This window comes from Spirillospora sp. NPDC047279 (genome assembly GCF_040643285.1).
In the GTDB taxonomy this organism is placed as follows: domain Bacteria; phylum Actinomycetota; class Actinomycetes; order Streptosporangiales; family Streptosporangiaceae; genus Spirillospora.
On the sequence record NZ_JBEYUA010000007.1, the window covers coordinates 11857 to 29876 of the forward strand.

Below are 18020 nucleotides of genomic sequence, written 5' to 3' on the forward strand. Positions count from 1 at the left end.
ATGGCGAAACTCCCGGAGCTCTACCTGGCGACGGACGTCGAGGCCGACGGCCCGATCCCGGGCCCGTACAGCATGATCTCGCTCGGCATGGCGGTCGTCGGCCGCCCCGAGCTGACGTTCTACACCGAGATCCGGCCGATCTCCGGCGAGTTCGTCCCCGAGGCCCTCGCCGTCTCGGGCCTCGACCGCGACCGCCTGCTCCGCGAGGCGCCGCCCGCCGCCGAGGCCATGGCGGCGTGCGCACGCTGGATCAACGGCCTGCGCCCGATCGGCCGCCCCGTCTTCCTGGCCGGGCCCGCCGTCTTCGACGGCATGTTCGTGCACTGGTACTTCCAGCGGTTCCTGGGCAAGAGCCCGTTCAGCAACTCCGGCGCCGGGATCGACCTGCGCAGCTACTACATGGGTCAGACCGGCGGAGACTGGAGCAATTCACGTAAGAGCGACATCAAGCGGACGCTCGGGCTGACCGGCCTCCCGCACACCCACCACGCGGGCGAGGACGCCGCCGAGCTCGCCCAGGTCTTCCAGGCCGTCCTCGACGCCCGCGACGACCCCAGGCCTGGCCCGGACCGCGACGAGGCCTGAGGCCGGCGACCAGCGGCCGGGGGCAACGGTCAGGAGGCAGCGGTCAGGGGTCAGAGGTCGAAGCGGGGTACCGCGGCGGTGAGGATCGCCGTGCGGGGTGAGGCGGCCCAGTGCGCGCCGAGGCCGGCGGCGATCGCCTCGACCACGCGGGGCACGTCGGCGGCGGCGGTGCCGTGCACGGCCTCGGTGACGATGAGGACGTCCGCGGTCTCGGCGCGGACGGCGGAGAGGCCGCTCTGCCGGTTGGTCCAGCGCCGCGCGTGCGCGTGCCCGCCGGCGTCGGCGTAGACGATCTCGTCTGGCGCGGGGTGCTCGGTGTCGCCGCCGAACGTCAGGTAGGTCTCGTCCCCGGTGGCGTGCCGGACCTCCAGGTCACCGGTGATCCTGGAGACGTCCAGGGCGGCGACCGGGATCGCGTACGCCAGGGAGACCGCGTTGCACAGGTCGACCAGCGGGTGCAGGCGGGGGAGCACGCCCTCCTTGCGGAAGCGGCGCAGCAGCGCCTCGGACGCGCAGCGGTACTGCGTCGGCTTGAGCCCCATCGCGGCGAACGTGCGCCGCCAGGCCTGGATCTCGGGGAACTCGCTCTCGGGCGACCCCGCCAGCCGTTCCTTGGCCGCCGCGAGATACGGCGCGAGGTCGGGCTCGGGGCCGGGGGTGACGCCCGTCGCGGCGACGGCGCCGGCGACGAGGGCGGGGTGCTCCGACCAGAGGCGGGGCGAGTGCTGGAAGCGCATGGTGTCCTTCATCGGGAGGCGAGGGCGAGCTTGGCGCCGAGGGCGGCGAACGAGCCGGCGAAGACCCGGCGCATCCAGGTCATCACGCGGGGCCGCGAGATCACCTGGGAGCGCATCGAGGCGGCCAGGATCCCGTACACGGCGAAGACCACGAAGGTCGCGAGCATGAAGACGGCGCTGAGGCCCAGCATCCGGGTGACCGGCTCGCCCGGGCTGACGAACTGCGGCAGGAACGCGAAGAAGAACATGGTCAGCTTCGGGTTGAGGATGTTGATCAGCACGCCGGAGACCACCAGGCGGGTGCCGGAGCGGGGTTCGGCGCGTTCGACGACGAGGGCGTCCCGGTCCCGCAGCGTGGCCCAGGCCATGTAGGCCAGGTAGGCCACGCCCAGGTACTTCAGGGTCTGGAACGCCACCGCGCTGGTGTGCAGCAGCGCGGCGACGCCGGTGATCGTCGCCGTCATGTGCGGGACGATCCCGAGCGTGCAGCCGAACGCGGCCACGACACCGGCCCGGCGGCCGTCGGACAACCCGGCCGCGAGGGTGTAGACGACGCCCGTGCCCGGCGTCGCGACCACGATCAGCGTGGTGACGAGGAAGGCGATGCTCACCCGCCCCAGCGTGCCGACGTCATGGACCCTGGAACAGGTCCAATGACGGTACGCCGCACTGGACCATTGGAGCGATCCCCGCCCTAGGGTGTGTCGCGGAGCAGGGCGGCCGACTTCGAGACACGCCCTAGCTGACCGGCGGGCGGTCGGCCTCCTTGGGCAGTTCCTCGCCCAGGAGCTCGGCCGCGACGTGGACGGTGCGGCGGCGGCTGCTGCGGGCCCGGCCGCGCAGGTGGTCGAACGCCTGGGACGAGTCGAGGCCGCGGTCGGCCATCAGGAACCCGACCGCCCGTTCGATCATCACCCGGTTGCGCAGCGCGTACTCGAGCTGGCGGGCCAGGCTGCTGGTGTGCTCGGCGGCCAGCGCGGCGGCGATGGTCTCCTCGATCAGCTCCGCGTACGCGGGCAGCCCGTGCAGGTCCGACTCGTCCCATTCGCGCGGCCCGTGCGCGTGCAGGTTGAGGCAGCCGATCGGCGTGCCGGAGAGCCGCACCGGGGCGCCCATCATGCCGCGTACGGCGCCGTGCGGCGCGCCGGTGCCCTGCGGCCCGTCGCCGTTCTGCAGCACCGCGGCGAGCGCGGGCCAGCGGCTGTCCTCGGTCACGTCACGGCAGGCGACCACCTTGCCGTGCACGTACGCGTCGACGCACGGTCCCTCGCCCAGCTCGGCCTGGGAGACCTCCAGCCGCCGGCCGGTCTCGTCGGTCGCGGTGACGTACCGCAGCACCCCGTTCCCGTCCGCGAACATCAGTCCGGCCCCGTCGCAGTCGAACAACCGGTGGACCGCCGTGACGACCTTGCCCAGCGCACGTTGCAGGTCCGCCTCCCGCGGGGGGTGGGACAACATGCGGAGGCTGGCATCCAGGGCCTCCGGATCGAGATGCATGTGGCCTTCCTTCAAGCTTCGAACCTTCAACCCGACAATCACGGATCATTGGGGTACCCCGGAGAACGAGCCCGACACCGCGGCCTCCGCCGGGTCCGAGGCGAGCAGGTGCAGAACCGCCGCCATGACCTGGGCGAGCTCACGTCCGGCGGTCAGCTTCCTGGCGGGCCAGCCGTGCGCCGTGTGGTCGTACAGGTCCAGGGCCCCGGTGACGACGGCGTCGATGCGGATGGGCACCGAGAGGATCGCGTGCACCGGGCCCGAATAGGGCGCGAGCTCGGGGTGGCCGAAGGGGTAGTCGGCCACCACGTCGTGGATGGCGACGGGCTCGCCGCTCACCATCGAGCGGAAGGCGGGGCCGGAGCCCATGGTCACCTGCGCGCCGGCGAGCGCCATGCTCGGCTGGTCGCTGCCCCCGATGGCACGGGCTCGGCCGCCGGTGACCAGGATGAGACCGGTGCCCCCGACCTCCGCGGCGTTCGCCGTGGTCGCCAGTGTGGACGCGAGTGCGTCGGCGATCAACGCCCTGCGGCACTCCGTGCTGTTGCGCGGCACCTCCGCGGACCTCCGCCGCCCGGACGATCCGCGGGGGCAGGGCGGATGCGTGAGTGAACTCAACCTATCTTGTTCGATCCCGGCGCGGAGCGGGTTCCCCCATTGAGAAAGCGGGAGGTCGGGACCGACACCGGTCAGCCGCCGAAGCCGCCGCCGTCGACCGTGAGATCGGCCCGTCGGCGTGTCGCGTCGGCGGCGAAATGGCGTTCCTCGGTCGCGGCCCAGCCGTCCCAGGCGTCCGCCCACTCCGGGCCGTCGCGTTCGATCGCGCGGGCCCTCCGGACCGCCCTGGGCGCGTCGATCCAGATCCGGTACGCGGCGGGCGACCCGCGCCAGGCCGCGCCGACGCCCTCGACGATCAGCACCGGGCCGGGGGCGATCTCCTCCTCGGGCCCGTACACGTCGCGGTGCCAGTCGTACCGCCGCAGCCGGGCCGGGCGGCCCGCCGCCAGCGGGTCGAGCACGGCCGCGCGGAGCGGTTTCCACCAGGTCAGAGGGTCGGCGTCCCACGGCACCCGGAAGTCGTCGGACCGGACCACCGGCACGCCGCCCAGCGCCGCCGACAACCGTCCGGCGAGGGTGGACTTGCCGGCGCCGCTGGGCCCGTCGATCGCCACCACCCGCACGGTCCCGAGCGAGGGCGGCAGGGCGAGCACCTGCGCGGAGATCGCCGTCAGGCCGGCGGACGCGGCCATGGGGTCGTCGGGCACGAGACGGCATACTCCCAGATGTGATGGATCTTCTGGGCGACCACGGTGCCGGCGCGAGTGAGGCGGGCGCGGGCGAGGCGGTACGGGTCGGCGACCGCGCGGTGACGCGGGACGAGTTGTTCGGGTGGGCCGCGGGGGTGGCCGCCGAGATCCGCGGCGCGGACGCGGTGGCCGTGCACGCCACCGCGTCGCTGGAGACCGTCGCGGCGGTGGTCGGCGGGCTCCTGGCAGGGGTCCCTGTCGTCCCGCTGCCGCCCGACTCGGGCCCGGCCGAACGCGAGCACATCCTCGGCGACTCGGGCGCCCGGATGGTGCTGGCCGCGCGCGGCGCCTACGAGGGAGAGGGCCCGCCGATCGTGCCGGTCGACGAGATCGGCCCGGCCGATGGGCAGGCCGGGGCGCAGGGCGGGGTCCCGGCGGACGGCTCCATCGCGCTGATCCTCTACACCAGCGGCACCACCGGGGCGCCGAAGGGCGTGCTCGTCTCCCGTGCCGCGATCGCCGCGGGACTGGACGGGCTCGCGGAGGCCTGGGCCTGGACGCCCGCCGACACGGTGGTCCACGGGCTGCCGCTCTTCCACGTGCACGGGCTGGTCCTCGGCGTCCTGGGCGCGCTGCGGGTGGGCTCGCCGCTGGTCCACACCGGCCGCCCGCGCGCCGAGGCGTACGCGGCGGCCCGTGCCCGCGGCGGGTCGCTCTACTTCGGCGTGCCGACCGTCTGGTCGCGGGTCTGCGACGACCCGTCAGCCGCCCGCGAGCTCGCCGGGGCGCGGCTGCTGGTCTCGGGGAGCGCGCCGCTGCCGGTCCCGGTGTTCGAACGCCTGGCCGCGCTCACCGGGCACCGGCCGGTCGAGCGGTACGGGATGACCGAGACGCTCATCACGGTGAGCGCCCGGGCCGGCGGCGACCGGCGTCCCGGCTACGTGGGCACGCCGATCGCCGGGGTGGAGACCCGGCTGGCGGGCGAGGACGGCGGCCCGGTGCCGCACGACGGCGAGACCCCCGGTGAGCTGCACGTGCGGGCGCCGACGGTGTTCAGCGGCTACCTCAACCGGCCGGACGCCACCGCGGAGGCGCTCGGCGCCGACGGCTGGTTCCGTACCGGCGACATCGCCACGATCGGGCCGGACGGCTGGCACCGGATCGTCGGCCGGGCCTCGACCGACCTGATCAAGAGCGGCGGCTACCGCATCGGCGCGGGCGAGGTCGAGAACGCGCTGCTCGCGCATCCGGCCGTCCGGGAGGCGGCGGTGATCGGCACCCCGCACGCCGACCTCGGCGAGCAGGTGACGGCCTTCGTGGTGGCCGACGGCGTCGAGGGCGCCCAGCTCATCGACTTCGTGGCCGAACGGTTGTCGGCGCACAAACGGCCGCGCCTGGTCCACCTGGTCGGCTCCCTGCCGCGCAACGCCATGGGCAAGGTCGTCAAGACCCGCCTGACCTCCGGGGGGACGCCGTGAGCCTGCTCGTCCGCAACGCCCGCCTCGCCGGCGGGGCGGGCCGCGACGGCGGCCTGTGCGACATCGAGATCGACGGTGACCGTTTCGGGCGGATCGTGCCCGCGGGGGAGGGGACCGGGCGGCAGCTGCTGGACGCCGCCGGGTCGCTGGTCAGCCCGCCCTTCGTGGAGCCGCACGTCCACCTCGACACCACGCTCACCGCGGGCGAGCCGCGCTGGAACGCCTCCGGCTCGTTGTGGGAGGGCATCGCGGTCTGGAGCGAGCGCAAGCGCACCCTCACCCGCGAGGACGTGATCTCCCGCGCCTCGGAGGTGCTGCGCTGGTACGCGGCCAACGGCGTGCTGCACGTGCGCAGCCACGTGGACGTCACCGACCCGGGCCTGGTGGCGCTCGACGCCATGCTGGAGGTGCGCGAGCGGGTCCGCGACGTCATCGGCCTCCAGCTCGTGGCGTTCCCGCAGGAGGGCGTCTGCTCGTTCGACGACGGCGCCGAGCTGCTGGAGGAGGCGGCCCGCCGCGGGGTGGACGCCATCGGCGCGATCCCGCACTTCGAGGACACCCGCGAGGACGGCGTGCGCTCGCTGGAGATCGCGTTCGACATCGCGCAGCGGCACGGGCTGCTGCTCGACGCGCACTGCGACGAGATCGACGACGAGCAGTCGCGGTTCGTCGAGGTGCTCGCCACCCACGCCCGCCGCGGCGGGCTGCGCGACCGGGCGACGGCGTCGCACACCACCGCGATGGGCTCGTACAACGGCGCCTACTCCTACAAGCTGCAACGGATCCTGGCCCGCTCGGGCGTCAACCTGGTCTGCAACCCGCTGGCGAACCTGTGCCTTCAGGGCCGCTTCGACGGCCATCCCAAGCGGCGCGGGCTGACCCAGGTCAAGGAGATGCTCGGCGCCGGCGTGAACGTGGCGTTCGGCCACGACGACGTCATGGACCCGTGGTTCCCGCTCGGCACCGCCTCGCCGCTCCAGGTCGCCCTGGTCGGCGTCGCCGCCGCGCAGCTCACCGGCGCCGCCGAGATCGACGAGGCGTTCGCCATGGTGACCGGGCGCGCCGCCCGCGTACTGCACCTGAACGAGGGGTATGGAATCGAACCGGGGAGGCCCGCGAGTCTCGTGGTGCTGCCCGCGACATCGAGGTTCGACGCGATCCGGCGTCAGACCCGGCCGAGCCACGTCGTGTCGCGGGGGCGCCTGATCGCCGAGACGCCGGTCGCCGCGACCCGGCTCAGCTGGCCGGGACGCGAGCCCGAGGACATCGACTTCATCAGAGAACGCGACCGGGAGTAGGCCCCGTCGCGATCGGGGGGCCAGACCGTGGAGACCGGGAAGACCGGGGAGGCGCAGCCTCAGCAGCTGAGCCGCAGCCTCTCGACGCGCGACCTGATCGTCTACGGGCTGCTCTTCATCGGGCCGCTGGCTCCGGTCGGCGTCTTCGGGGTGCTGGACGCCAAGAGCGTGGGCGCCGTCGCCGCCGTCTACGTCGTGGCGACGATCGCGATGGGCTTCACCGCCTACTCCTACGCCCAGATGTCGCGGGAGATCCCGCACGCGGGCTCGGTGTTCGCCTACGCCTCGGCGGGCCTCGGCCGCCCGGCCGGCTTCCTGGCGGGCTGGATGGCGATGCTCGACTACCTGCTCATCCCTTCCGTCGCCTACCTGTTCTGCGGCATCGCGCTGCACTCGCTCGTGCCGTCCGTCCCGGCCTGGGTCTTCACGGTGATCGCGTTCGCGCTCACGACCGCGCTCAACCTGCGGGGCGTGCGGCTGGCCGCCCGCGTCGGCTTCGTCGTGATCATTGTCGAGGTGGCACTGCTGGCCGTCTTCATCGTGGCCTCGGCCGTCGTGCTGGCCGTCGAGGGCCCGGCGCGGCCGTGGACCTCGCCGTTCCTGGGCACCGGCGGCTCCTCGGCCACCCTGGTGATGAGCGCCGTCTCCGTCGCCGTCCTGTCCTACCTGGGCTTCGACGCGATCGCCTCGTTCGCCGAGGAGAACGCCGGGGACGCCCGCCAGGTCGGCCGCGCGGTCCTGATCTGCCTGGCGGCGGCCGGCCTGATGTTCGTGGTGCAGACCTACCTGGCGGGGGTCCTGACCCCGATGACCCCCGAGGAGCTCGCGGCCCGCCCCGAAGAGCAGGGCACGGCCTTCTACGACACCACCGACGAGGCCATCGGCCCCTGGATCTCCAAGGCCTTCGCCATCGTCAAGGGGATCGGCCCGGCGTTCTCGGCCATGACCGCCGTGGCGGCGGCCTCCCGCCTGCTGTACGGCATGGCCCGCGACCGGGGGCTGCCCAGGGCGCTCTCCTCGATCGACCCGCGCTCGCGCGTGCCGCGCACCGCGCTGCTCACCACGGCCGCCGTCACCCTGGTCGTCTCGGTGTGGGCCGCCCGGCGCGACGACGGCCTGGACGTCCTGGTCTCCGTCGTCGACATGGGGGCCCTGGCCGCGTTCACCCTCCTGCACGCCGCCGTGATCGGCTATTTCGCCGTGCGGCGCCGCAGCCGTTCGTGGTTGCCGCATGTGGTCATCCCGGTCCTCGGTGCCGCGGTGGCCGTCTGGATCATCGTTCTGGCCAGCACCCTCGCCAAGATCGTCGCCGCCGTCTGGCTGATCATCGGCTTGATCCTGGCCTTCACCCGCCGTTGGCCCGGCCGTAATCTTGACTGATTCCAGAAAAGACGGCACAGTGTGTCCGTGGCCACGACATCGGACTTCCAGCAGATGCTGCGCGGAGCCTCCCTGCGTGTGACCCGTCCACGGTTGGCGGTGCTGAGCGCGGTCTTCGCGCATCCGCACGCCGACACGGACTCGATCATCCGCGCCGTGCGCCGGGAGCTCCCCGAGGTGTCCCACCAGACCGTGTACGACTCGCTGCACGCGATGACGTCCGCGGGCCTGGTCCGCCGCATCCAGCCGTCCGGCTCCGTGGCCCGCTACGAGTCCCGCGTCGGCGACAACCATCACCACGTCGTCTGCCGGTCCTGCGGCGTGGTCGCCGACGTCGACTGCGCGGTCGGGGAGGTGCCCTGCCTGACCGCCTCGCACGACAACGGCTTCACGATCGACGAGGCCGAGGTCGTCTACTGGGGCCTGTGCCCCGACTGCTCCTCCACCCGCAGTTCCTGAGAACCGTGTCCGGAAGGATTCCCATGACCGAGAACCACGATGCGATCGTCACAGACGCGAAGGTGGAAGGCGAAGGCGCCTGCCCCGTCGCGCACGGTCGCGCACCGCACCCGACCCAGGGGGGCGGAAACCGCCAGTGGTGGCCGGACCGCCTCAACCTGAGGATCCTCGCGAAGAACCCCGACGTGGCCAACCCGCTCGGGGCCGGCTTCGACTACAAGGCCGCGTTCAACAGCCTCGACCTCGACGCCGTCAAGCGGGACATCGCCGAGGTCCTGACCACCTCCCAGGACTGGTGGCCGGCCGACTTCGGCCACTACGGCCCGTTCATGATCCGCATGGCGTGGCACAGCGCCGGCACCTACCGGATCAGTGACGGCCGCGGCGGTGCCGGGGCGGGCCAGCAGCGCTTCGCGCCGCTCAACAGCTGGCCCGACAACGGCAACCTCGACAAGGCCCGCCGCCTGCTCTGGCCGGTCAAGCAGAAGTACGGCCAGAAGATCTCCTGGGCCGACCTCATGATCCTCACCGGCAACGTCGCGCTGGAGTCGATGGGCTTCCAGACGTTCGGCTTCGCCGGCGGCCGCGAGGACGTCTGGGAGGCCGACGAGGACGTCTACTGGGGCCCCGAGACCACCTGGCTGGGCGACGAGCGCTACACCGGCGACCGGGAGCTCGAGAACCCGCTCGGCGCGGTCCAGATGGGCCTCATCTACGTCAACCCGGAGGGCCCGAACGGCAACCCGGACCCGCTCGCCGCGGCCCGCGACATCCGTGAGACGTTCCGCCGGATGGCGATGAACGACGAGGAGACCGCCGCGCTGATCGTCGGCGGCCACACCTTCGGCAAGACCCACGGCGCCGGCCCGGCCGAGAGCGTCGGCGCCGACCCCGAGGCCGCCCCGATCGAGGCCCAGGGCCTGGGCTGGAAGAGCAGCCACGGCACCGGCGTCGGCGCCGACGCGATCACCAGCGGTCTGGAGGGCATCTGGACGCCCACCCCGATCAGCTGGGACAACAGCTTCCTCGAGACGCTGTACGGCTACGAGTGGGAGCTCTTCCAGAGCCCCGCCGGCGCCAACCAGTACCGGCCGAAGGACGGCGCGGGCGCCGGCACCGTGCCGGACGCGCACGACCCGTCCAAGCGCGTCGCCCCGACGATGCTGACGACCGACCTGTCGATGCGCGTCGACCCGGTGTACGAGCAGATCACGCGCCGCTGGCTCGACCACCCCGAGGAGCTGGCGGACGCCTTCGCCCGCGCCTGGTACAAGCTGACCCACCGCGACATGGGCCCGATCGTGCGCTACCTCGGCCCGGAGGTCCCGAGCGAGGTGCTGCTCTGGCAGGACCCGCTGCCCGCGGTGACGCACGAGCTCGTCGACGCCGCGGACGTCGCCTCCCTCAAGGAGAAGGTCCTGGCGTCCGGCCTGTCGGTGTCCCAGCTCGTCTCCACCGCGTGGGCGGCGGCCTCGTCGTTCCGCGGCAGCGACAAGCGCGGCGGCGCCAACGGCGCGCGCATCCGCCTGGAGCCGCAGAGCGGCTGGGAGGTCAACGAGCCCGACCAGCTGGCCGTGGTGCTGCGCACCCTCGAGGGCCTCCAGGAGTCCTTCAACGCGCAGGGCGGCGGCAAGCAGATCTCGCTCGCCGACCTGATCGTCCTCGCGGGCGCCGCGGGCGTCGAGAAGGCGGCCAAGGACGCCGGCTTCGACGTGGAGGTCCCCTTCACGCCGGGCCGCGCCGACGCCACGCAGGAGCAGACCGACGTCGAGTCGTTCTCCGCGCTGGAGCCGACCGCCGACGGTTTCCGCAACTACGTCGGGAAGGGCAACCGCCTGCCCGCCGAGTACCTGCTGATCGACAAGGCCAACCTGCTGACCCTGTCCGCGCCGGAGCTGACGGTCCTCGTCGGCGGCCTGCGCGTGCTGGGCGCCAACTACCAGGGGTCGCAGCACGGCGTGTTCACCGCCACCCCGGGCAGGCTGACCAACGACTTCTTCGTCAACCTGCTCGCCCTGGGCACGACCTGGACGGCGACGTCCGAGGCCGCGGACACCTTCGAGGCCCGCGACGCCGACGGCAAGGTCACCTGGACCGGTACCCGCGCCGACCTGGTCTTCGGCTCGAACTCCGAGCTGCGCGCCCTCGCCGAGGTCTATGCCGGCGATGACGCCAGGGAGAAGTTCGTGAGCGACTTCGTCGCCGCCTGGGACAAGGTCATGAACCTGGACCGGTTCGACATCTGAGTCCGGCGATGACGTCCGGGCCGGCCCACCTCGGGCCGGCCCGGACGTTCGTCTTTCGCGGCCCGTTCGCCGGTTCAGCCCTGCGGGCGGCAGCGCGGGCAGAGGCCCCAGAACGTGACGTCGGCCTCGTCGACCAGGTAGCCGCCGTCGTCCACCGGATCCATGCAGACCGGATGGCCCGCGGCGCAGTCGACGTCCCGTACGGCCCCGCAGGAACGGCACACCAGGTGATGGTGGTTGTCGCCGACGCGCCCCTCGAACAGGGCCGGGCTGCCGGCCGGCTCGATGCGGCGCACCAGGCCCGCCGCGGTGAGCGCGTGCAGGGCCTCGTAGACGGCCTGCAGCGAGATGTGGCCGACCCGTTCGCGGACCCCGCCGGCGATCGCCTCGACGCCGAGGTGGCCACCCGCCCGGACGGTCTCGAGCAGCGCGACGCGGGCCGCCGTCACCCGCAGGCCGGCGCCGCGCAGCTCCTCGGCGGTGGTCGGCTTGGGAGGCGCGGTCACGGAGCCCGGAAGATGTCGGGGCGCCGGTGCTGGAGGGACGGCAGGAACTCGCGGACCTTCGCGGTGGCGGCCGGGTCGAGCTCGGCGACCCGGACGGCCGGGAAGGGGCCCAGGTCGGCCACGATCACGCCCATCGGGTCGATGAGCTGGCTGCGGCCCACGCCGCCGGGGGCGCCGCGCGGCGGGCGCGAACGGTCGGGCGCCTTGTCGACGGCGACGACCCAGGTGGTGTTCTCGATCGCGCGGGCGCGGACGAGGGTCGTCCAGTGCTCCTCCTTGAACACGCCCTGGGCCCAGGCGGCCGGGACGGCGAGGATCTCCGCGCCGCGGTCGACCAGGGCGCGGGCGAGCTCGGGGAACCGCACGTCGTAGCAGGTGATGAGGCCGACGCGGAGGCCGTCCAGGTCGAGCACCACCGGCGCGTCGCCCGCGGCGACGTCCTCGGACTCGCGGTCGCCGAACGCGTCGAACAGATGGATCTTGCGGTAGGAGCCGGCCAGCGCGCCGGTCCGGTCGATGCCGACGACGGTGTTGTAGACCCGGCCGCCGGGGGCGGGCTCGAAGACCCCGGCGATGACGGCCGTGCCGTGCTCGCGCGCGGCGCCGCGCAGGGCGGTGACGAACGGGCCGTCCAGGGGCTCGGCCGCGGCGGCCAGGTCGTTGCCGAACCGCACCGTGGTGGCCTCGGGGAAGACCGCCAGGTCGGCGCCGCCCGGTGAGGCGGCAGCCTCCGCGAGGGCGTCCAGCGCCGTCCGCAGGTTGTCGTCGGGGTCGTCGCCGACGGTGATCTGGCACAGGGCTACGCGCATGCCCCCCAGCGTACGTCCCCCGTTGATCGGGTCTGGCGGGGCTTGTACGGTAACGCCCCGACGGGGGCGCGGCAGCGGGGAGTCTCAGGTGGCCGAGAAGACCGACACCCGGAAGAAGAGCTACACGGCGCGTTACTGGCCGGTGCTGCCGTTCGGCATGCTGGTGATCGCGCTCACCTGGCTGCCCCTCCTGGCGGTCCTCGCCGCCGACGGCGGGCTGCTGGACGAGGGGGCGGGGGCCGCGCTGTCGACCGTCGGCACCGGCGTCCTGATCACCGTCCTGTGCGCGCTCGGCGCCTACTTCCGGCTGGGCCGGGCGGTGCGCAACGGCGGCGTCATGGTCCGGGTGAACGCCGAGGGCGTCCTCCTGGCCGGCCGGTCCTGGACGACGGCGCCGCAGTTCGTGCCCTGGGAGGACGTGGCGGACGTGGTGCTCTGGGACAGGCCGCGCGCGGGCGCGCAGTTCGCCCGCAAGCAGTACGTCGGCGTCCGGGTGAGGCACGGGGCCGAGGGCGACTTCCGCGGCCTGCGCCGGAAGCTGCGGCGGGTGTTGTCGGGCGACGGCCTCGGCCCTGAGACGCGCGAGCGGGTCGAGGTGGTGCTCGGCGACGTGCGCGACACCGCCGAGGGGGTCGGCGTCGCGGCGTTCGTGTTCGTCCAGGACGGATTCCTGCGCAAGAAGGCGCTCAAGCGGGCCGTCGCGGCGTTCGCCCCCGAGGTGAAGGTGATCGACGTGGGCGGCCAGGGCGACCCGGGCGGCCGGCTCGGCAGCCGCCGCGAGATGGAGGACCCGGCCGGCATGACAGGTGTCACCCGTCCCGGCTGACAGGCGCGTCCGCAAGCGGTGACAGCGGCTTCTACCCGCGTTCCGGCGCCCCCGCGAGGCTGGGGGCATGCAGACGAACCAGGTCATCGAGGTGGACGGCCTCCGCCAGCGGTACGGGGACTTCGAGGCGGTCGCCGGCGTCTCGTTCGAGGTCGCCGAGGGAGAGCTGTTCGCGCTCCTCGGCACCAACGGCGCAGGGAAGACGACCACGCTGGAGACCCTCGAGGGCTTCCGCCCCGCCCACGGGGGCCGGGTGCGGGTGCTCGGGTCCGATCCCTACCGCGACCGCCGGACCGTCCGGCCGTTCCTGGGGATCATGCTCCAGGAGGCGGGCTTCTTCGCCGACCTCACCGTCGCAGACACCGTCGACCAGTGGCGGCGCTTCGCCGGGCGGGGGGCCAGGGGCCGGGACGAGGTGCTCGACCTCGTCGGCCTGCGCGACAAGGCCGCCGTCCGGACCCGGCAGTTGTCGGGCGGCCAGAAGCGGCGGCTCGACCTCGCGCTCGCCCTGCTCGGGCGGCCCCGGGTGCTCTTCCTGGACGAGCCCACCACCGGCATGGACCCCGAGGCGCGGCACGCGACGTGGGGCATCGTCCGGGACCTGGTCGCCGACGGCACCTCCGTCATGCTGACCACGCACTACCTGGAGGAGGCCGAGCACCTCGCCGACCGGCTGGCCATCATGCACCGCGGCCGGGTCGAGGTGAGCGGCACGGTCGCCGAGGTCGTCGCCGGCCAGGGCGACCGGATCACCTTCCGCGTGCCCGACCGCCTCTCGGTCACCGGCCTGCCGGTGCTGGGCGGCGCCGCCGCCGAGATCACCGTCGAGGGCGGCCGCGCCGTCGCCGGATACCGCGTCCGGGGCGACGGCCTCCAGCCGTCGCTGTACGAGTTGCTGCGCTGGGCCGACGCCCACGGACTCCACCTCGACGGGCTGCAGGCGCGCAGCGCCTCGCTCGAGGACGTCTTCCTCACCACCGCCACGGAAGGAGCGGTCACGTGAACCTCCCGAACATGCTCGCCGTCGCCCGGCTCGACCTGATGCTGCTCTGGCGCAACCGCACGGCCCTCTTCACCGTGGTGGGCATGCCGGTGCTGTTCGCCGGGATGCTCGCCCTGTTCAAGGGGGAGGAGGCCGCCGGGATGGACATGGCGCTCTACACCGGAACGGGCTATCTGGCGTTCTTCCTGGTCTTCGCGGTGTTCATGAACCTGGTGAGCGTCTTCACCGCGCGCCGTGAGGACCTGACGCTCAAGCGGCTGCGCGGCGGGATGCTCTCGGACGCCGAGGTGCTCGGCGGGAGCGTCCTGGTCGCCGGGGCGTTCTACCTGGTCCAGGCGCTCGTGCTCCTGGTGCTGCTCGGCACGGCCCTGGGCGGGCGGTTCCCGGCGAACCCGCTGCTGATGGCCGCGGGCCTGGCCGCCGGGACCGCCGTCTTCGCGCTGCTGGCGTTCGCGCTCTCCGGGCTCACCCCGAACGCCGACATGGCCCAGCTCACCGTGGTGCCGATCATGTTCCTGTCGATGGCGGGATCGGGCGTGATGTTCCCGCTGGACGGCCTGCCGGAGGCCGTCCAGCAGGCGGCCGGGACGCTCCCGCTGACCCCGGTCGTGGAGACCATCCGCACCGGCTACTTCGGTCAGGACTTCACCGCGGCCTCGACGCCCGCGGACGTGGGGTTCCTGGACTCCTGGGCCGCCTGCGCCCGCTCGTTCGCCGTCTTCGGCGTGTGGCTCTACCTGGGGATCTGGTCGGCCCGGCGCTGGTTCCGGTGGGAACCGCGGCATGCCTGAGGCGCCGCGCGGTCTGGGTAGGGTTCCTGGCGAGAAGGGGGAGGTGCGGGCCGGATGAGCATGGGCACGACGGCCGAGCTCGAGGAACGGGCGTCCGAGGGCTTCGAGAAGTACCGCCGGGTGACCGCACGGACGTTCCTCATCGCGGGCTTCAGCCTGGCCGTGATCCCGGTGTTCAGCTCCCTCGGCCAGTACACCGACGGGGAGTTCGGCCTGGCGCCGCTGATCCTCGCGCTCGCCGGGCTGGCGGTGTTCCTGTGGGGGTACCACCGGCTGGTGCGGGACGGCCTGAACGGCCGGGCGTCCGTGCGGGACATCGTCCTCACCGGCGCGGTCGCCGCCGCGCTCAACCTGATGGTCTTCTCGCACCCCACCTGGATGATCATGCCGGTCTTCTGGGCGGCCACCGTCGCCCTGTCGATCCGGTCGATGCCCCGGCTGATCGCCCTGACCCTGGGCACCGCCGCCTGGATGACGGCGGCGACCGTCCTGACCGATGACGTTCCCGGGGACCGGAACCCCTGGCTCGGCATCCCGGCGATCTACGCCGTCTTCTCGTTCACCTGCGCCTTCGCGGTGTTCGTCAACCGCTACCAGATGCGCATGTGGGACCTGCACCAGGAGGCGCACGCCGCCCGGCAGGCGCAGGCCCGGCTGGCGGTCACCGAGGAACGGCTGCGCTTCTCCCGCGACCTGCACGACCTGCTCGGCCACAGCCTCTCCCTCATCGCCGTCAAGAGCGAGCTGGCCATGCGGATGACCGAGAACGACCCCGCGGCGGCCCGCGCGGAGATGACCGACGTGCGCAACGCCGCCCGCGGGGCCCTGCGCGAGGTGCGGGCGGCCGTCCGCGGCTACCGCGCCGTCGAGCTGGACGCCGAGCTGGCGGGGGTGCGCTCGGTGCTGGAGTCGGCCGGGGTGCGCTGCGAGACCGGCGGGCCGCCGCCCGACCTGCCGCCCGAGGTGAGGTCCGTGCTGGCCTGGGTGATCCGCGAGGGCGCCACCAACGTGATCAAGCACAGCGAGGCGCGGAACTGCCGGATCTCGATCACCCGGTACGGTGCGTCCGTGGTGCTGGAGATGGTCAACGACGGCGCGAAGGGCGCGGACGGCGGGAGCGGCTCGGGGCTGACCGGGCTGGCGGAACGGGTCCGCGTGGTGGGCGGCGACCTCACCGCCGAACGTGACGGCCGTGACGGCTTCCTGCTGCGCGTCGTCGTCCCCGTCACCGACGAGCCCGACGCGCCGGAGGCCGGCGAGGCGGGGGCGGCCGTCGGGAGCCGGGCGTGATCCGCGTCCTGCTGGCCGACGACGAGCACCTGATCCGCGGCGCGGTCGCGGCCCTGCTCGGGCTGGAGCACGATCTGGAGGTCGTCGCCCAGGTCGGCCGCGGCGACGAGGTCGCGGCGGCGGTCGCCGAGCACGACCCGGACGTCGCCGTCCTCGACATCGACATGCCCGGCGCCGACGGCCTCACCGTCGCCGAGGAGCTGCGGCGCTCCGCCGCCCGCTGCTCGGTCTGCATCCTCACCAGCTTCGGCCGCCCCGGCTACCTGCAACGGGCCATGACCGCGGGGGTGCGCGGCTTCGTCGCCAAGGACGCCCCGACCGAGGAGCTCGCCGCCGCGATCCGCAAGGTCCACGCGGGCGGCCGCTACCTCGACTCCGAGCTCGCCGCCGCCGCGATGGCGGCCGGCGACAACCCCCTCACCGAACGGGAACGCGAGATCCTGCGGCTCATCGGCGCCGGCACCGAGACGTCCCGCATCGCCACCCTCCTGCACCTCACCGAGGGGACGGTCCGCAACTACCTGTCCAGCGCGATGGCCAAGCTCGGCGAGTCCAACCGCCTGGCCGCCGTCCGCGCCGCCCGGGAGATGGGCTGGATCTGACCCCCGGCCCGCTGGCTAGGCTGGACCGCGTGGCAGATCCGCTCGTACCGCGCATGCAGGGATTCGGCACCACGATCTTCGCGGAGATGTCCGCGCTGGCCGTGGCGACCGGGTCGATCAATCTCGGCCAGGGGTTCCCCGACACCGACGGCCCGCCCGCGATGCTCGACGCGGCGGTGGAGGCCATCCGGTCCGGCGGCAACCAGTACCCGCCCGGCCCCGGCGTGCCCGAGCTGCGCGAGGCGGTCGCCGCCCAGAGGCTCGACCGCTACGGCCTGGAGTACGACCCGGCCACCGAGGTCTACGTCACCGTCGGCGCCACCGAGGGCATCTCGGCGGCCGTGCTGGCGCTGACCGGCCCCGGCGACGAGGTCATCGTCTTCGAGCCCTACTACGACTCGTACGCGGCGACCATCGCGCTCGCCGGTGCCGAGCGGCGGCCGGTGACGCTGCGCCCGGTCGAGGGCCGCTTCACCTTCGACCCGGACGAGCTGCGCGCCGCGGTGGGGCCGCGGACCCGCGCGATCCTGGTCAACTCGCCGCACAACCCGGCCGGCACCGTCTTCACCCGCGCCGAGATGGAGGCCATCGCCGCCGTCTGCCGCGAGCACGACCTGATCGCGATCACCGACGAGGTGTACGAGTACCTGACGTTCGACGGCGCCGAGCACATCGCGCTGGCCACGCTGGAGGGCATGCGCGAGCGCACCGTGTCGGTCTCCTCGACCGGCAAGACGTTCTCGGTCACCGGCTGGAAGACCGGCTGGGTCACCGCGCCCGCCGAGTACGTGCGCGCCGTCCAGACCGTCAAGCAGTTCACGACGTACGCGGTGGGCGGCCCCTGGCAGCGCGCGACCGCCTACGCGCTGCGCAACGAGCTGCCGTGGGTCGAGGACCTGCGCGCCTCGCTGGAGTCCAAGCGCGACCGCCTGATCACCGGCCTGGAGGCGGCGGGCTTCACCACGTACCGGCCGCAGGGCACCTACTTCGTGCAGGCCGACATCCGGCCGCTCGGCTTCACCGACGGCATGGAGCTGGCCCGCGCGCTGCCCGAGAAGGTCGGCGTCGTGGCCGTCCCGACCCAGGTCTTCTACGACCACGCCGAGGCCGGCGCGCACTTCGTGCGGTTCGCGTTCTGCAAGAAGGACGAGGTCATCGACGAGGCGGCGGAACGGCTGCGCCGGCTCGGCTGATCTTTTCCGGGGGGCGTGTAAACGGCGGGATCCCCGAGGGACTTCCTCACGTCACTGATCCCGACCCCCCGGA

At 73.3% G+C, this 18020-nt stretch carries 19 protein-coding genes; 12 read left to right on the forward strand and 7 right to left on the reverse strand.

Annotated elements, in window-relative coordinates; translation table 11 throughout:
• The gene (locus ABZ810_RS18800; RefSeq protein ID WP_358404460.1) at positions 1-585 is read left to right on the forward strand and encodes an exonuclease; all 585 of its coding nucleotides are present in this window, start codon (positions 1-3) and stop codon (positions 583-585) included.
• Between the two features lie 50 nt (positions 586-635).
• On the opposite strand, the gene ABZ810_RS18805 is transcribed toward ABZ810_RS18800, so the two are convergent.
• The 5 genes from ABZ810_RS18805 to ABZ810_RS18825 all read right to left on the reverse strand — a co-directional run bounded on the left by ABZ810_RS18805 (position 636) and on the right by ABZ810_RS18825 (position 4084).
• The gene (locus ABZ810_RS18805; RefSeq protein ID WP_358404463.1) at positions 636-1322 is read right to left on the reverse strand and encodes a phenylalanine--tRNA ligase beta subunit-related protein; all 687 of its coding nucleotides are present in this window, start codon (positions 1320-1322) and stop codon (positions 636-638) included.
• 8 nt (positions 1323-1330) lie between these two features.
• Positions 1331-1933, reverse strand: a complete 603-nt coding sequence (locus tag ABZ810_RS18810) for a LysE family translocator (protein WP_358404465.1) — start codon at positions 1931-1933, stop codon at positions 1331-1333.
• A gap of 127 nt (positions 1934-2060) precedes the next feature.
• Entirely contained in the window at positions 2061-2819 is a 759-nt protein-coding gene (locus tag ABZ810_RS18815) for a GAF and ANTAR domain-containing protein (RefSeq protein ID WP_358404468.1), read from the reverse strand.
• A gap of 45 nt (positions 2820-2864) precedes the next feature.
• Positions 2865-3341 carry a GAF domain-containing protein gene (locus tag ABZ810_RS18820; RefSeq protein WP_358404471.1) on the reverse strand — a complete coding sequence of 159 codons (477 nt, stop codon included), beginning with the start codon at positions 3339-3341 and terminating at the stop codon, positions 2865-2867.
• 167 nt (positions 3342-3508) lie between these two features.
• Complete coding sequence (locus ABZ810_RS18825) at positions 3509-4084, reverse strand: hypothetical protein (protein ID WP_358404474.1); 576 nt, start codon at positions 4082-4084, stop codon at positions 3509-3511.
• Positions 4085-4107: 23 nt separating this feature from the next.
• Between ABZ810_RS18825 and ABZ810_RS18830 the strand changes: the two genes are divergently transcribed.
• From ABZ810_RS18830 to katG, 5 genes are read left to right on the forward strand one after another with little or no spacing between them, the layout of a single operon-like run.
• Positions 4108-5544 (forward strand): acyl-CoA synthetase, encoded by a 1437-nt coding sequence (locus tag ABZ810_RS18830; RefSeq protein WP_358405492.1) that lies wholly within the window; start codon positions 4108-4110, stop codon positions 5542-5544.
• Positions 5541-6842: a cytosine deaminase gene (gene codA / locus ABZ810_RS18835; protein WP_358404477.1), complete on the forward strand. Its 1302-nt coding sequence runs from the start codon at positions 5541-5543 to the stop codon at positions 6840-6842. Before ABZ810_RS18830 ends, codA begins: the two co-directional genes overlap by 4 nt.
• 27 nt (positions 6843-6869) lie before the next feature.
• A complete protein-coding gene (locus ABZ810_RS18840; protein WP_358404480.1) occupies positions 6870-8222 on the forward strand; it encodes an APC family permease in 1353 nt (450 codons plus the stop codon).
• 27 nt (positions 8223-8249) lie between these two features.
• Positions 8250-8681: a Fur family transcriptional regulator gene (locus ABZ810_RS18845; protein ID WP_358404483.1), complete on the forward strand. Its 432-nt coding sequence runs from the start codon at positions 8250-8252 to the stop codon at positions 8679-8681.
• A gap of 23 nt (positions 8682-8704) precedes the next feature.
• Complete coding sequence (katG, locus tag ABZ810_RS18850) at positions 8705-10927, forward strand: catalase/peroxidase HPI (RefSeq protein WP_358404486.1); 2223 nt, start codon at positions 8705-8707, stop codon at positions 10925-10927.
• Between the two features lie 74 nt (positions 10928-11001).
• Here katG and ABZ810_RS18855 read toward each other — a convergent pair whose 3' ends face one another.
• Both ABZ810_RS18855 and ABZ810_RS18860 read right to left on the reverse strand, forming a co-directional pair.
• A complete protein-coding gene (locus ABZ810_RS18855) occupies positions 11002-11433 on the reverse strand; it encodes a Fur family transcriptional regulator (protein WP_358404489.1) in 432 nt (143 codons plus the stop codon).
• Complete coding sequence (locus ABZ810_RS18860; RefSeq protein ID WP_358404492.1) at positions 11430-12242, reverse strand: carbon-nitrogen hydrolase family protein; 813 nt, start codon at positions 12240-12242, stop codon at positions 11430-11432. Before ABZ810_RS18860 ends, ABZ810_RS18855 begins: the two co-directional genes overlap by 4 nt.
• Before the next feature lie 88 nt (positions 12243-12330).
• Here ABZ810_RS18860 and ABZ810_RS18865 point away from each other — a divergent pair, with 88 nt between their 5' ends.
• The 6 genes from ABZ810_RS18865 to ABZ810_RS18890 all read left to right on the forward strand — a co-directional run bounded on the left by ABZ810_RS18865 (position 12331) and on the right by ABZ810_RS18890 (position 17947).
• Positions 12331-13068, forward strand: a complete 738-nt coding sequence (locus ABZ810_RS18865; RefSeq protein WP_358404495.1) for a hypothetical protein — start codon at positions 12331-12333, stop codon at positions 13066-13068.
• 67 nt (positions 13069-13135) lie between these two features.
• The gene (locus ABZ810_RS18870) at positions 13136-14071 is read left to right on the forward strand and encodes an ABC transporter ATP-binding protein (protein WP_358404498.1); all 936 of its coding nucleotides are present in this window, start codon (positions 13136-13138) and stop codon (positions 14069-14071) included.
• A complete protein-coding gene (locus ABZ810_RS18875) occupies positions 14068-14862 on the forward strand; it encodes an ABC transporter permease (protein ID WP_358404501.1) in 795 nt (264 codons plus the stop codon). Before ABZ810_RS18870 ends, ABZ810_RS18875 begins: the two co-directional genes overlap by 4 nt.
• 54 nt (positions 14863-14916) lie before the next feature.
• Positions 14917-16152, forward strand: coding sequence for a histidine kinase (locus ABZ810_RS18880; protein WP_358404504.1), 1236 nt, complete (start codon positions 14917-14919; stop codon positions 16150-16152).
• The gene (locus ABZ810_RS18885; RefSeq protein WP_358404506.1) at positions 16149-16754 is read left to right on the forward strand and encodes a response regulator transcription factor; all 606 of its coding nucleotides are present in this window, start codon (positions 16149-16151) and stop codon (positions 16752-16754) included. Before ABZ810_RS18880 ends, ABZ810_RS18885 begins: the two co-directional genes overlap by 4 nt.
• A 29-nt stretch (positions 16755-16783) precedes the next feature.
• Positions 16784-17947 (forward strand): pyridoxal phosphate-dependent aminotransferase, encoded by a 1164-nt coding sequence (locus ABZ810_RS18890; protein ID WP_358404509.1) that lies wholly within the window; start codon positions 16784-16786, stop codon positions 17945-17947.
• Positions 17948-18020: the final 73 nt, after the last annotated feature.